Here is a 13,327-nt window from a genome sequence, read left to right as displayed (position 1 = left end):
GTTTCGGCAGCGTTGGTGCCACAGCGCCATCGAGATCGTATTTATTAATCTTCGTCGAATTCTCGGCGCGCACGCTATCGTATAAGAAATCGCCACCCCGGACCAGCGGATCGTGAACCTCCGGAAAAGGAGCGAGCGTTATGGAAACCGTCCACCCCACTGAATCCGCGCATCCGAATGTCGTTGTCATCGGCGCCGGGATCGGTGGTACCGCCCTCACCCTGCTCCTCGCCCACGCCGGGCTGCGCGTGACCCTGCTGGAGAAAAACAACTACCTCGGCGGTTTCTGCGCCGGCTACGAGAAACAGGGTTTTCAGATCGATTTCAGTACCCACCTGTTCACCCGCGGCCCCAAGGGCCCGCTCGGTGAGGTGCTGCGCCGCACCGGTCACGACGGCGCCATCGATTTCCGCAGCACCCACAACCTTTTCGAACTCTTCTACCGGGCCTCCGACGGCACCGTTCGGTCGATCCCCTACCCCTCCCAGCTACACCGGCTCCCGGTGATGGGGTGGAAGTGCATGCGGGCACTGAATCTCACCCCCACCGACACCGTGCAGGCATGCCGGTTGTTCACAGACATCACTCTGATGAGCCCGGCCAAGGCCGCCACCTGGAACCACCGACCGCTCGACGAGTACATCTCGCAGTTCACCCGGAATCCGCGCAGTAAAGCCCTGCTCTTCTACATCTTCACCCTGGCATTCGTCCTCCCCTCATGGGAGATGTCGGCAGGGGAGGCGATCTATTGCGCGCAGCGGGCACTGCGCGACAGTTCGATCAGCTATCCCGCCGGCGGCGCCAAGGCGATCCCACTCACCTATTGCCGCCTCGCCCGGCAGCTCGGTGCCGAGATTCGCACACGCGCCGAGGTGCAGCGGATCCTGGTCGCCGACAACAAGGTTCACGGTGTTCAGCTCGCCGACGGCTCCCGTGTCGACGCCGACATCGTGGTCTCCACCTCCAGCCTGCGCTCCACCGCACTGCACCTGATCGAACCCGGCGTCCTGCCCAGTGCCTACACCGACGCCGCCGCGAAGAACAAGCAATCGATGAGCGCCGTGGAGGTCAACGTCGCGCTGAAGCGCAGGCTTGTCGACTCGGGCTGCCTGATCGGCGCCATCGGCCCCGGCATAGCTCTGAACACATTCGACGACAACACCGAGCGGGAGCTCGTCAGGGAGCTCGACAACGGCCGGACTCCCGAAATCGTGTTCTACTACGCCCCCGTCCCGACCAACTTCGATCCTTCGCTGGCCCCGCCCGGACACCAGCTGATCACCGCCTGCACCCACACACCGACGACCGACATCGCCTGGCAGAACCCGCCGGCCGAATGGGAAGACGCGCTCCTGCGGACTCTGCGCACGATCATTCCCGGCCTCGATGAGGAGATCCTGTTCGTCGACCGCACCACCAGCAGCTGGTTCGAACACTGGAGCGGCAAAGAATACGGCCCGCTCATCTCGACCGCCCAAACCCCCGAGCAGGTCGGCGCCAAGCGCCCGTCGATCACGACCCCGGTCGACGGCCTGTACATCGCGGGCGACGCGGCGGGTGGACGCGGCGTCGGTACCGAACTCGCCGCAGACAGCGCGATGGAGGCCGCCGAGACGATCATCCACTCGCTCGATCGGGCCCTGCCGAGACAATGGATGACCGACCGGCACGCGCTGCCGCCCCTGCGCAAAACGATCGAACTGGCGCTGCGTCCGACTCCCGTAGTCCACACCTAGGTCGGGAACCCAGGAGATTGCGCCCCTGCGCCACACCGTATCTGGCGCCGCGCTCGATCATCACCACCCGTTTGCCGATTGCCGGTGGCGGCGAACCCCTGCGGAGCTCGCCTTGCGCATCACGTGCGCCGTGCGTTCAGCGATCATGATGGTGGGGGCGTTGGCCCGCGGGAGCGCGGGCATAGCCGAGGCGTCCCCGACGTGCAGCCCTCGAATTCCGTTGACCCGCATGGTGATCGAGTCGGCAATGGCTGCCGGATCAGCTCCCGGCCGGTTCTAGCCGTCGCCGCCGGCGTGGCGCACGCCCAGCCCCTCGAGCCACTCGATGAGGTTGTTGCGCTGGGTGCCGTGGCCGGATGCCGCATCGAGCACTGAGCCGCGGCCGTAGTCGGGGGTGAATGCGAGATCGGCGCCCAACCCGAGGACCAGTTCGGCGGCCCTGCGTTGGCCGCCGGCGCAGGCGTGCCACAGTGCTTGATTCAGCGCCGCCGCGGTCGGCGGGGGATCGGTGTTCGCGAGTTCTTCGAGGCGGTCGAGCAGTCCGAGCGCTGCCGCGTGCCAGAGCTTGTCGACACGAGCGCCGCGGGCGACCAGGAGGCGCGCCACATTCCAGCAGCCGTATCCGATCGCGTTGTCCAACGGCGTCCCGATCGACCCGTCGGCGGCTTCGATATCGGCGCCGTGGTCGATCAGGACGCGGGCCACGGCTGCGTCGTCGCTGCTCGCGGCCCAGTGCAGTGGCGTCTCGCCGGTACCGTCGGCGCCGCGCGGATCGATGTCGGCACCGGCCGCGATCAGCAACTCGGCGATGCGGGGGCCGTTCGGGAAGTATCCGGGCCAATCGGTCGCGACATGCAGGAGGGTGCGGGAGCCGCCTTTGCGGTCGATCAAGCGAGCCGATGCGAGTGCGGGTTGCTCGGTGAGGAGTCGCCGCAGCGCGGCCAAGTCGCCACCGTGGATCGCCGTGGTCAACTCCACGGCGAGCGAGTCACCGTGTGGCAACATCGGGCCTGGCGCATCCGCCGTCGACATCACAAGCAGAACCTACAAGCAACCGCGCACCCCCGCAAAAGTGATACACGTCAGCCCGCTACGTAGGCTCGGCGATCCGGTGTGGCGCACGGCGGTGCCGCGTTTGCGTACAAGGGTCCAACTCCATTGCGCGGCAAGGTAATTGTCGGTCATCTACCCTCGGATGTAATGAGACGTTGGTGAGCGGGTTCGGTAGCATTCAGCCTCGTCGGAGGAGTTGGCGGAATTCCGGTCAGGCATTACCGATCTTGCGAGGGGGACTGGCATATGGGACACGGCCTCGGGGTACGTGTTGCCCGGTTGCGGGCGCTGATCGATCATCCCAATACCGGTGTGTCGGAACGTGCGGCGGCGCAGCGGATGCTCGATCGGATCTTGGCCAAATCCGGCGCCGGGATGCGGGGTGGGGCGGCCGATCAACGGATTTACGGTGCGCGATTCGATCGGGCCGGTCGGCATGCGGATCTGGAGCGCATAGTCGAGATGATCCGTGCGGACATCGTATTCGCGCGAACCTTCTCGGCCCCGGGTGCGCCGACCGAGCTCGCATTGATCAGCCCGCTTCGTGACTGTCCCGAGGAGATTTCCTTTTCAGTCGAAGCGCCGTTCGACGGGCGGATCGTCATCACCATCGAGGGCGTGCCGCAGGCGTGGGGATGGACTCGCGACTCTGGTGTCGACAGTGTCAGCCCGAGGTTGCAGGCCTTGGCCGACGAGCTGGCGGAGATCCTGAACGGATACAACTACGACGGCGCCGACGTGGGCAAGCGGTTCTTCGGCAGCGTTCGAGTCGGTGACGTCACGCTGGTCTGGTAGCCGTTATTCGGACTCACGTTGTCGTGCAGGTGATTTCGCTTGTCGATTCACCGTTGCCGTGCTTACTGTGGCTCTATGGCGTCCATCTTGGTCGAGGATCTTCCCGCTACGGCCTACAACCTATTTCGGCGGCGTGCCCGGTTGACCGGCGTGTCGGTCGTCGAGCAGGTGCGACAAGAATTGATCACGCTGGCCAGGCGGCGCGTCCCCGTCGACAACGTGGTGGACTTCATCGAGCAGAATTCCGCGCGTACCCCGCAGGCGGAGATCGACGAGGACGTAACGGCTTTGATCCGCGTCTACGAGCTGCCTGTCGATGCCTGGAACAGGCTGTGCCTGCGGGCGGCCGTGTCCGGTGTTCCGGTGAGCGACTATGTGCGACACGAGATCATCGTGTTGTCTCGTCAGGTCACGCTCGACGACGTGATGTTGGAGTTCGTCGAAGCGCAGGACGCGGATCCGAGTCTCGACATCGATATCGAAGCGGTTCTCGCTGCGACACGCTACGCGCGCGCTCTCGACTGAACGCAGAGCGGCACCGCAGCGCGAGTCGCGCGGATTCCGTTGGTGGCGGGCGTTTCTGCGGCCGACATCACGGAATTGCCGTGCTCGGGCGGGGTTCGGCACAACCGTAGGTCCGGTAAGCGGTTGTTGCCGTGGGTAACTCGCGATTAATTGGGATGCGCCTCCGATTCCGTTTCGAGAGTATGGGCGACATGGGTTGGAGTTTCACCGGAGATGTCGCGGAGTTCTTGGGCGCGGCCGGCGAATTTCTGCGGTCCCGGCCTGCCGAACACAATGTGGCGTTGACCGTGAGCGCGACCGTTGCCGCGGGCAACGGGCCGGAGCATCCGCTGTTCGGCTGGTTGTCGCGCGGTGACCGGATCGGCGGAGCGATCGTGCATACCCCGCCGTTCGCGCTCGGCCTGTTCGGGCTTGCCGCCGCCGATACCGCGGAGTTGGTCGCGGTGCTGAACGCTGCCGGTCGGGATATCGACCATGTTGTGGGGCCGGTCGATGTCGTGCAGGCCTTCGCCGAGGCCGCACGGCGCGGATCCGAGGTCGTCGATCAGCAGTTGCTCTACCGGTTGGGTGGGCTGGTGGCGCCGCGCCCGACGGCCGGGCGGGCTCGGCTCGCTCAGCAGTCCGATCGGGCGGTGCTGGAGGATTTCACCAAAGTATTCGCGGATGACAACGGCTCGGCGTTCGATCAGATCGGTGAGCGGCTGTCCTACAACGGGATCTGGTTGTGGGAGGTCGATGGGGAGCCGGTGTCGGTCGCTTCGCTCTCGCGCAGTGTTGCCGGGATCGTGCGGGTCGGGTTGGTGGCCACCCCGCCGGAACATCGTGGACACGGCTATGCGGCCGCGGTGACGCACCACGTGTCGCGGGCCGCGTTGGACGCCGGGAACCATGAGGTTCTGCTGTTCACCGACCGGTCGAATCCCACGAGCAACGGTATCTACCAGCGGTTGGGTTACGAGGTCGTCGAAGAACAAATCCGAATGCGGCTGGGCGCAACCCATTAGGGCGGTCCGCCCCCGAGTTCCAGTACACGCTTTCGCATCCTAGGGAGCCGGACACCGAAAGGCCCGACATCGGCCGGGCCGTAACCGTTGGGCGCCAAGCGATCTCACGAGCGTCCGGCCGAAGAGTCGGCGGACTGCTCGGTGCCGGGCAGCCAGTAGCGGGCGCCATCGCGGGTGCGGTCGAGGCGGCCCGTCTCGACCAGGTAGCGCCGCAACGCGACGTGATCGTCGAAGACGGCTGCCAGACGCCGGTTGACCTGTCCCTCGGAGTAGCTGACATTCGGTTCGAACGACGTGCGGGCGATGTGGCTGAGCAGCTTCTCCCGCAACATGCGATTGCGGGCCCGCATCGTCGGCATCGACACCAACCGGCCATCGCGATAAAGACGGTCGATGGCCGGATCGCTACTGCCGCTACCGCCATCGGGCCGGGGCCGAACCGGGACAGCTCCCTTACTCATGCTTCCAATGTCACGCCCCGACGCGCCCGGCGCAAACGAATTTCGGATCGGCCACGCGATGAGGCGGAGGGCGAATCACGCTACGGAACAAGGTGATTCGCCCCCCGAGGGATCAGCCGATCACGCTGGTCCAGGGCTGCATCAGCTCGTCGTAGACGCTCTGGTCGAATTTTCCCTGGCCGACGAGGTCGGACAGGACGGCGGCGGAGGCGGCCTGGCCGACGGCGGTGAGCGTTCCGATCGAGCCGAGCGATTGCATGGCGGCCGCCAGATCGCCGGTTCCGGAGCCGGGGGAGATGGCCTGTCCGGCGACCAGTCCGGCGAGTTGGAGGTTGCGGGAGCGGCCGAACTGTTTGGCGGTGTCGGCGGCGATATGCATCGGTTGCGGATTGTCCGCGGATTGGCCGAGGTTCGACAGCAGGTTGGCCAGCCCGCCGAGTCCGCTTTGACCGGCGGCGCCGGTGAGCGCGCTCATGCCCGCCTCCATCTTCTTGGCGGCCGCCGCGTTGAGCCGTTCGCGTTCGTCGGCGGTCAGTTGGGCCGCGCGTTCGATCAGGGCCACGACGTTCTGCCATTGCGGGCCGTATAGGTACTCCAGATGGAAGACGGCGCCGGGGTCGTGCGAGTTCGTATCCACGTCGACTCCTTGCATCGGTTGTTCGAATGACCGGGCAAATGTCGAATTATCGGAATACCGGCGCGGTGATGAGCGCGCCGATGCGGAGCATCGAGCTCCACCGGTTTACGCCGAGCGTGGTGCGGGCCCGGAAAGGGCCGATGATCTTGATTTTATCGCGGTCGAGCCGTGGGCAGAACAGTGGGCCGCACGCGCACCGACACGCCCGGCAGTTCCACCGCCGCATCGGTTCGGGACGGCAGGCGCAGAACCGAATGATTCGGCGGCGGTCGGCGGGTCGCGCGTCAGCCGAATCACCGAGCCCGGAATAGTCGGGTCCGGGGAACAGCCCCGGAATCGGGTTGGACTGCATCATCATTAGCATGATCGGGTTCGATCGGTGGTAGGGAGTTGGGATGCCGCGTCCGGAACGGCCGTTGGCAGGGGATGGTCCGCAGGTGCGGTTCGCCGCGGAGTTGCGGCGGTTGCGGGTGGCGGCGGGGAGTCCGCCTTACCGTGAATTGGCCAGGCGCGCACACTATTCGGCGGGGAGTCTGTCCGATGCGGCGGGTGGGCGGCAGCTGCCGAGCCTGGCGTTGACGCTGGCCTATGTGCGGGCCTGCGGCGGTGATGTCGCGCAGTGGGAGCGGCGCTGGCACACCGCGGCCGCGGCGATCGCCGCGGCGGAGCACGATACCTCGCCGGAGGCGGCTGCCGCGGAAAACGGCGGTGCCGCACCGTATGTCGGGTTGACGGCATTCCAGCCCGAGGACGCGGACCGTTTCTTCGGACGCCGTGAATTGATAGACGAGCTCGCCGAACAGCTGACCCGCCACCGCTTCGTCGCCGTCTTCGGCGCCTCGGGCGCCGGTAAATCCTCACTGTTGCGGGCGGGCCTGATTCCCCGGCTGCGCGCCGAAGCCGAACCGCCGACGCTGGTGCTGATGACGCCCGGCGCACATCCGTTGGAGGAGTGCGCGATTCAGTTCGCCCGCCCATGCGGTGCCACTCCCGGCCCGCTGCGCGACGAATTGGCCGCCGAGCCGCGCGGATTGCATCGACTGGTCCGGCAGGCGCTGGTCGACCGATCGCCCGCGGCCGAATTGGTGCTGGTGGTCGATCAATTCGAGGAGGTGTTCACCCTCTGCCACGACGCGGGCGAGCGGATCGGATTCATCAATGCGCTGCTCACCGCCGCCGACGCCGACGGCAGCCGGTGCCGGATAGTGATCGGGGTGCGCGCCGACTTCTACGCGCACTGCACCACCATCCCGGAATTGGCGGCCGCGCTGGCCAGGGCGCAGGTGGTGGTCGGTCCGATGACCACCGATCAGCTGCGCCAAGCCATTGTCGGACCGGCGACCGCGGCGGGCATCGCGGTCGAGGGTGCGCTGCTCGCCACGCTGATCGGGCAGGCCACCGGCCAGGCGGGAACGTTGCCGCTGCTGTCGCACGCGCTGCTGGAGACGTGGCGCCGTCGCCGCGGAAATACCTTGACGTTGAACGGATTCCAGGCCACCGGCGGAATAGACGGCGCGCTGACGAAGACCGCGGAGGCATTCTACGGCGGGCTCACCGAACGGCAGCAGTCGGTGACTCGAAACCTGTTGCTGCGCATGACCGCACCGGGTGCGGGCACCGAGGACACCAAGCGCCGCATCACCCGCGCCGAACTCGACGGCGCCGATCCCGATGTCGAGATCGTGCTGGATCGCCTGGCCAAGGCGCGTCTGGTGACCCTGGACGCCGATACCGCCGAGATCGCGCACGAATCCCTGATCCGCGCCTGGCCGCGGCTGCGCGGCTGGCTGGCCGAGGAGCGGGAGGGGTTGCGCATCCACCGGCAGCTGACCGAATCCGCCGCGGCCTGGGCCGAACTCGGCGAGGAACCGCATGCCCTCTATCGCGGCACCCGGTTGGCCGTCGCCGCCGACTGGGCCGCCAATACCGCTATCGAACCGACGCCGCGGGAACGCCGATTCCTCGACAGCAGTCTGGCCGCGCAGGCGGCGCGACGGCGGGCCGCCGCGCGCCGAACCAGACGCCTACGCCAATTGCTCGCACTGCTCACGGTGTTGTTCCTGGTTTCGGCCGGTGCGACCGTATTCGCCGTGCGCGCCGAGCGGACCGTCACCGGGCAACGCAATATCGCGCTCTCGCAAAAGGTTTCGGCCGACGCCGACGACCTGCGCGGCACCGATCCCGCCTTGGCCGCGCAGCTCGGGCTCGCGGCCTACCGGCTCACGCCGACCATCGAGGCCGCGAGCGGGGTGCTGGAGACCTTCGCCGCCCCTTACGCCACCCGGCTGACCGGCCACACCGCGCACGTCGACTACGTGTCCGTCAGCCACGACGGCAAAACCATGGCGAGCACCTCCCAGGACCGCACCACCCGCCTGTGGGATATCGCCGATCCGGACCACCCCACGGCCCTCGCGACGATCACCGCCCACAGCGACACGGTCGGCCGGGCCGCGTTCGCACCGGGGGACCGGATCCTGGCCACCCCCGGCGAGGACGATTCGATTCAGCTCTGGGATCTGGCCGACCGGCGCGCACCGGCGCCGCTGGCTCGGCTGACCGGATACACCGACCTGGTGCACGGCGTCGCGTTCAGCCCCGACGGACATCTGCTGGCCTCGGCGGGCGCCGATCGAACCGTGCGGATCTGGGATGTCACCGATCCCCGTGCTCCGCACCAGCTTTCAGCGCTGACGGGCCACACCGGCGGTATCCGGGCGGTGGCCTTCGCCCCGGACGGCCGCACCGTCGCCACCGCGAGTGAGGATCACACCGCGGGGTTGTGGGACATCACCGATCCCCGGGCGCCCCGGCGGCGGTCCCTACTCGTCGGGCATACCGACCCGGTGATGTCGGTGGCCTTCGCGCCCGACGGTCGCACGGTCGCCACCGCGAGCGTGGATCGCACGGCACGGCTGTGGAATGTCGCCGATCCGGCGGCCCCGCTGGCGACTCTCACCGGTCACACCGATTCGGTCCGATCCGTCGACTTCGCCCCGGACGGCCGCGGCCTCGTCACCGCGAGCCACGACCACACCGCACGCCTGTGGGATATCACCGATCCACGCGCACCGAGCACCCTGTCGATACTCGGCGGACACACCGATTTCGTCACGTCGGCGGCCTTCAGCCCCGACGGGAAACGCCTGGTCACCGCCAGCGCCGATCGCACGGTTCGGCTCTGGCAGCTGCCTGGACCGGTGCTGGCCGGTCACAGCGACTTCGTATTCGGTGTCGCCTACAGCCGGGACGGCCGCACCATGACCACCACCAGCCAGGATCACACCGCCCGGCTCTGGGACACCACCGATCCGCGCCGCCCAATGCCGCTGTCGGTGCTGACCGGTCATACCGACAACGTCTACGGCGCGGCGATCAGCCCCGACGGCCGCCTGCTCGCCACCACCAGCGAGGACAACACCGCCCGGCTCTGGGACATCACCGATCGCGCACACCCGGTGACCGTCGGGGTCGCCACCGGCCACACCAGGAATCCCGATGGCGTCGCCTTCTCGCCCGACGGCCGAATTCTCGCCACCACCAGCGACGATCGCACGGTGCGGCTGTGGGATGTCACCGATCCGCGCAATCCGGTGACCGTCGCCGTGCTCACCGGGCACACCGATGTCGTCTGGTCGGCCGAGTTCAGCCCCGACGGTCATCTGCTCGCCACCACCAGCGATGACAACACCGCACGCCTGTGGGATGTCACCGATCCGCACGATCCGGTGCTCCGCGCGCGCATCACCGATCACACCAACGCCGTCCGGTCGGCGGTATTCAGCCCCGACGGTCATACCCTGGCCACCGCGAGCATCGATCGCACCGCCCGGTTGTGGGATGTCATCGATCCGGCGCATCCGGTGAATCTCGCGGTGCTGAACGGCCACAGCGACGGCCTCTACACCGTGGCGTTCAGCCCGGACGGAAACACCCTCGCCACCGCGGGCGGTGACCATACGGTGCGGCTGTGGGACGTTCGCGACCGACGCGACCCGACCGTTCGGGCCGTCCTGGACGGTCACACCGACCGGATCCATCACCTGCTCTTCGCCCCGGACGGCCATACCCTGGTGAGCACGAGCCGCGACAAAACCTTCCGGCTCTGGGAGACCGATATCGATCGCGCGGCGAAACGCATCTGCCAGATCGCCTATCCGGCCGTCACCCCTGAGGAATGGGGCCGCCACTTCCTCGGCCTGCCCTATCGCCCACCCTGCTGACGTGCAGCGGAAACGGCGCGAGTTGTTCGGAGCATGTCGTTCGGCATCGCGGCGCCGACACCGAACAACTCGGGTCGGATAAACAAGACCCCACGACATCGGCGGTTTTCCGATGTTCGAAGCGAGAACACTGCCGAATCGGGTGGAAACGCCGGGGGTCTCGATCAACTCCGGTCCGGCATGAACCATGGGAGTGGATGTTTCATGGGGAGGGAGATCATGCGCGGCACTCGGTTGTCGACCGAGGATGTCGAGCCGGCGATCCGCCTGGATTACTGGCGGCGGGTGATGCGCGATCATCTGGTCGAGGTGGATCTGCGCGGCCCGCGGGGTGCGGAGGTGCGCGGTCGGATGGTCGTCGGCGATCTCGGAGCGGTGCGGGTGGTGCACATGCTCAATCCGCCGGGCGAATCGGCGCGAACGGAGCGGCTGATTCGCCGGGCGGGCTCCGATCATCTGGTGGTCTATGTCCATCAGGACGGAGACTGCACGGCTCAGCAGGACGATCGAGAGGTCCGGTTGCGACCGGGCGATGTCATGCTCATGGATCTCTCGCGTCCGTATTTCCTACGGCGAAAGGACCCGACTCGGTTCACGCTGGTGCGGATCCCGCGCTCGATGCTGCCGCTGACGCCGGCCGCGGTAGCGCGTTCGACCGTCGTTCCGCTCCCGGGCACCTCGGGTGCCGGGGCGATCGTCGGCTGTCTGGTCGCGCAATTGGCGCGCTCGATGGACGATCCGATGTTGGCAGGCGATGTGCGGTTGTCGACTGCGGTCGTCGATGTCATGGCCGCGGCCCTGGCCGAACGCGCCGATGTCGCCGATGCGGTCGCCGAGCCGGCCCGGCAGACCGCGCTGATGCTGCGGATCCAGGCGTTCATCGAGCAGCATCTCGCGGATCCGGAGCTGGGTCTCGCCGAAATCGCGGCCGCACACCATATTTCGGTTCGGTACCTGCAGAAGCTGTTCACCGAGCACGGTGCGACGGTGAGCGGCTGGATCCGCGCGCGACGGCTGGATCGCTGCCGCCGCGACCTACTCGATCCCGCCCTGTACGGCGAATCGGTGGCCGGTATCGGCTCGCGCTGGGGCTTTTCCCAGCCCGCCCATTTCAACCGGATATTCGCCACCCACTTCGGCACGCCGCCCGGCGAATACCGTAGGAATACCGTCTTGCGGAATCAGGCCGAATTATCGGGGCATTGTCTGGTGCACGAATAATCAACTCGACAGTGCGCGTCCGGTCGATGACAGCGGTGCCGCGGGGCGGAATGCTGGAGTCATGGAAATTCGTGAATCGCCGAGGCGTCGCGAAAGCGGGGGCCTTTCATGACGCTGCTGGAGGAGGTCGCGAAGCTGCTCCAGGAATTGGGGCTCGGCGTCTACGAACCGGTGGGTAATCGAGACGTTTTCCTGTACGCGCTGCCGCCGACGCCGGACGCCGCTCTGGTATTGACCAGGGCGGCCGGCCGGGAATCCGACGCCCACCTGCCGTATGACGAACCCGTGGTGCAGATCGGTGTGCGCGGACCGAAAACCGGTGCGCCCGACTCCGAAGCGCGCGCACAGGCGATCTATGACGCCCTGCATGGACTGGGCGAACGCGCCCTCGCGGGCGGCACCCGGCTGGTGCTGGCCGTCGGTACCGACGGCGGCCCGGTCTATCAAACTCGCGACGGCGACGGCCGCGATCAATGGATCGTGAACATGCGCATGGAACTTTATCGGCCGGGCGGCAATCGTCCGCAGACGTGAATATATACAAAAGAAAGTGGCAATCATGGCAATAGGTAAGATAAACGCCCGCGATTTCATTATCGAGATCGCGAACGACAACAGCGACACTCCCGCGGGTTGGACCACGATCCACGGGCTCACCTCGGCGATCCCCAATCTGGGCGATCATGAGCAGGTCGTGGAAACCACAACATTCGATTCCGCCGGAAATTACGAGCAGGAGATCGTGCAGCGCGGCGCGTCGATCGCGCTCGAAGGGTTCCGGCTCGTCGACCCCGTCACCGGTGTGCCGGATCAGGGCCAGGCCAAGGTGGAGGCGCTCGCCGGCCAGGTCGGCACGCTCGGTCTCTGGAAGGTCCACTTCCGGCACACCGCCGACAAGCAGTGGAAGGTCTGGACGGCCACCTTCTCCGTCGGCGAGCAGGGCGGCGGTACCAACGACAAGGTGCCGTGGAAGGCCACCATCACCCGATCCGGCCCGTCCACCCTGGTCAACGTGACCGGTAGCGCGTCATGACCGGACTGCCGAACAACGAGCCCGCCATCCCCGACGACGAAATCGAGGTCGACTACGACTTCGACGAGGCGTGGCGGGAACGCAAGGCCGCCAGGGTCGCACCGCGCGTGCGCATCCTCGGCAAGGTGTACACCCTCCCGAATTCGTTGCCCGCCAAGCTGATCCTGTTCGCCGTCGCGGCGCGCAAGAACGGCAGGGCGGCCGCCGACGAGGTCGACGCGGAGGAGGCGTTCGACATGCTGTCCGCACTGCTCGGCGAGGCCAACCTGATCGACATCATGCAGCGTGGGCTGGAAATCGATGACCTGCCCGATCTGCTCGACACCTGTCAGCGGGTCTACCGGGACCGTCAGGAGCGCCCGGGGGGAAAGGCGCAGGCCCCCGCTCTGCGGATAGCGGGGGCGACGGGGAGCACGCCATCCGCATGATCCTGCGCCACTGGCGTCTGCTCTACGCGGACTGGCGCCGCGAGTATGGCCGCGACCTGATGGCCGACCTGGACGACGGCCTGTCGTGGTGGGAGTTCACCGCGCTGATCGCCGGACTTTCCGCGGACAGCGTGTGGCGTCAGGTCGCGGCCCGCGAACCGGTCGAACTGACCAGCGAGACCGCCCGTGCGGTCATCGGCAATCTGTAAAG

13 protein-coding genes are annotated in these 13,327 nt (G+C 67.0%); 10 read left to right on the top strand and 3 right to left on the bottom strand.

All coding sequences use genetic code 11. The features are described from left to right. Positions 1-140: 140 nt before the first annotated feature. Entirely contained in the window at positions 141-1,736 is a 1,596-nt protein-coding gene (locus F5544_RS28950) for a phytoene desaturase family protein (protein WP_167476114.1), read from the top strand. Positions 1,737-2,012: 276 nt separating this feature from the next. Here F5544_RS28950 and F5544_RS28940 read toward each other — a convergent pair whose 3' ends face one another. After that, the gene (locus F5544_RS28940) at positions 2,013-2,768 is read right to left on the bottom strand and encodes an ankyrin repeat domain-containing protein (protein WP_238846722.1); all 756 of its coding nucleotides are present in this window, start codon (positions 2,766-2,768) and stop codon (positions 2,013-2,015) included. Between the two features lie 267 nt (positions 2,769-3,035). Between F5544_RS28940 and F5544_RS28935 the strand changes: the two genes are divergently transcribed. From F5544_RS28935 to F5544_RS28925, 3 genes are all read left to right on the top strand, one after another. Continuing rightward, positions 3,036-3,584 (top strand): hypothetical protein, encoded by a 549-nt coding sequence (locus F5544_RS28935; RefSeq protein WP_167476112.1) that lies wholly within the window; start codon positions 3,036-3,038, stop codon positions 3,582-3,584. Between the two features lie 150 nt (positions 3,585-3,734). Further along, positions 3,735-4,109: a hypothetical protein gene (locus F5544_RS28930; protein WP_167476111.1), complete on the top strand. Its 375-nt coding sequence runs from the start codon at positions 3,735-3,737 to the stop codon at positions 4,107-4,109. A gap of 191 nt (positions 4,110-4,300) precedes the next feature. After that, entirely contained in the window at positions 4,301-5,113 is an 813-nt protein-coding gene (locus F5544_RS28925; RefSeq protein ID WP_167476110.1) for a GNAT family N-acetyltransferase, read from the top strand. Positions 5,114-5,217: 104 nt separating this feature from the next. Here the strand turns inward: F5544_RS28925 and F5544_RS28920 are convergent, their stop codons facing one another. Next, positions 5,218-5,574, bottom strand: coding sequence for a DUF2087 domain-containing protein (locus F5544_RS28920; protein WP_167476109.1), 357 nt, complete (start codon positions 5,572-5,574; stop codon positions 5,218-5,220). 112 nt (positions 5,575-5,686) lie between these two features. Beyond that, the gene (locus F5544_RS28915) at positions 5,687-6,211 is read right to left on the bottom strand and encodes a hypothetical protein (protein ID WP_238846721.1); all 525 of its coding nucleotides are present in this window, start codon (positions 6,209-6,211) and stop codon (positions 5,687-5,689) included. Positions 6,212-6,606: 395 nt separating this feature from the next. Between F5544_RS28915 and F5544_RS28910 the strand changes: the two genes are divergently transcribed. The 6 genes from F5544_RS28910 (at position 6,607) to F5544_RS28885 (ending at position 13,325) form a co-directional block, all read left to right on the top strand. Then, positions 6,607-10,434 (top strand): hypothetical protein, encoded by a 3,828-nt coding sequence (locus F5544_RS28910; RefSeq protein ID WP_167476107.1) that lies wholly within the window; start codon positions 6,607-6,609, stop codon positions 10,432-10,434. 204 nt (positions 10,435-10,638) lie between these two features. Then, a complete protein-coding gene (locus F5544_RS28905) occupies positions 10,639-11,655 on the top strand; it encodes a helix-turn-helix domain-containing protein (protein WP_167476106.1) in 1,017 nt (338 codons plus the stop codon). Positions 11,656-11,763: 108 nt separating this feature from the next. Next, positions 11,764-12,189, top strand: a complete 426-nt coding sequence (locus F5544_RS28900; protein WP_167476105.1) for a minor capsid protein — start codon at positions 11,764-11,766, stop codon at positions 12,187-12,189. Positions 12,190-12,214: 25 nt separating this feature from the next. Continuing rightward, the gene (locus F5544_RS28895) at positions 12,215-12,688 is read left to right on the top strand and encodes a phage tail tube protein (RefSeq protein ID WP_167476104.1); all 474 of its coding nucleotides are present in this window, start codon (positions 12,215-12,217) and stop codon (positions 12,686-12,688) included. Next, entirely contained in the window at positions 12,685-13,116 is a 432-nt protein-coding gene (locus F5544_RS28890; RefSeq protein WP_167476103.1) for a hypothetical protein, read from the top strand. Before F5544_RS28895 ends, F5544_RS28890 begins: the two co-directional genes overlap by 4 nt. Then, entirely contained in the window at positions 13,113-13,325 is a 213-nt protein-coding gene (locus tag F5544_RS28885) for a Gp15 family bacteriophage protein (protein WP_167476102.1), read from the top strand. The genes F5544_RS28890 and F5544_RS28885 overlap by 4 nt, the downstream gene beginning before the upstream one ends. Positions 13,326-13,327 lie beyond the last annotated feature (2 nt).

The sequence above is a fragment of the Nocardia arthritidis genome (genome assembly GCF_011801145.1).
GTDB classification, from domain to species: domain Bacteria; phylum Actinomycetota; class Actinomycetes; order Mycobacteriales; family Mycobacteriaceae; genus Nocardia; species Nocardia arthritidis_A.
Note: the sequence above shows the minus strand (reverse complement) of the source record. Positions and strands in the feature narration are given on the sequence as shown.

Coding starts and splice junctions, on each gene's coding strand:
- F5544_RS28905 (WP_167476106.1), top strand. CDS start 10,639: ATGGGGAGGGAGATCATGCGCGGCACTCGGTTGTCGACCGAGGATGTC.
- F5544_RS28940 (WP_238846722.1), bottom strand. CDS start 2,768: ATGTCGACGGCGGATGCGCCAGGCCCGATGTTGCCACACGGTGACTCG.
- F5544_RS28885 (WP_167476102.1), top strand. CDS start 13,113: ATGATCCTGCGCCACTGGCGTCTGCTCTACGCGGACTGGCGCCGCGAG.
- F5544_RS28925 (WP_167476110.1), top strand. CDS start 4,301: ATGGGTTGGAGTTTCACCGGAGATGTCGCGGAGTTCTTGGGCGCGGCC.
- F5544_RS28935 (WP_167476112.1), top strand. CDS start 3,036: ATGGGACACGGCCTCGGGGTACGTGTTGCCCGGTTGCGGGCGCTGATC.
- F5544_RS28950 (WP_167476114.1), top strand. CDS start 141: ATGGAAACCGTCCACCCCACTGAATCCGCGCATCCGAATGTCGTTGTC.
- F5544_RS28910 (WP_167476107.1), top strand. CDS start 6,607: ATGCCGCGTCCGGAACGGCCGTTGGCAGGGGATGGTCCGCAGGTGCGG.
- F5544_RS28895 (WP_167476104.1), top strand. CDS start 12,215: ATGGCAATAGGTAAGATAAACGCCCGCGATTTCATTATCGAGATCGCG.
- F5544_RS28900 (WP_167476105.1), top strand. CDS start 11,764: ATGACGCTGCTGGAGGAGGTCGCGAAGCTGCTCCAGGAATTGGGGCTC.
- F5544_RS28920 (WP_167476109.1), bottom strand. CDS start 5,574: ATGAGTAAGGGAGCTGTCCCGGTTCGGCCCCGGCCCGATGGCGGTAGC.
- F5544_RS28890 (WP_167476103.1), top strand. CDS start 12,685: ATGACCGGACTGCCGAACAACGAGCCCGCCATCCCCGACGACGAAATC.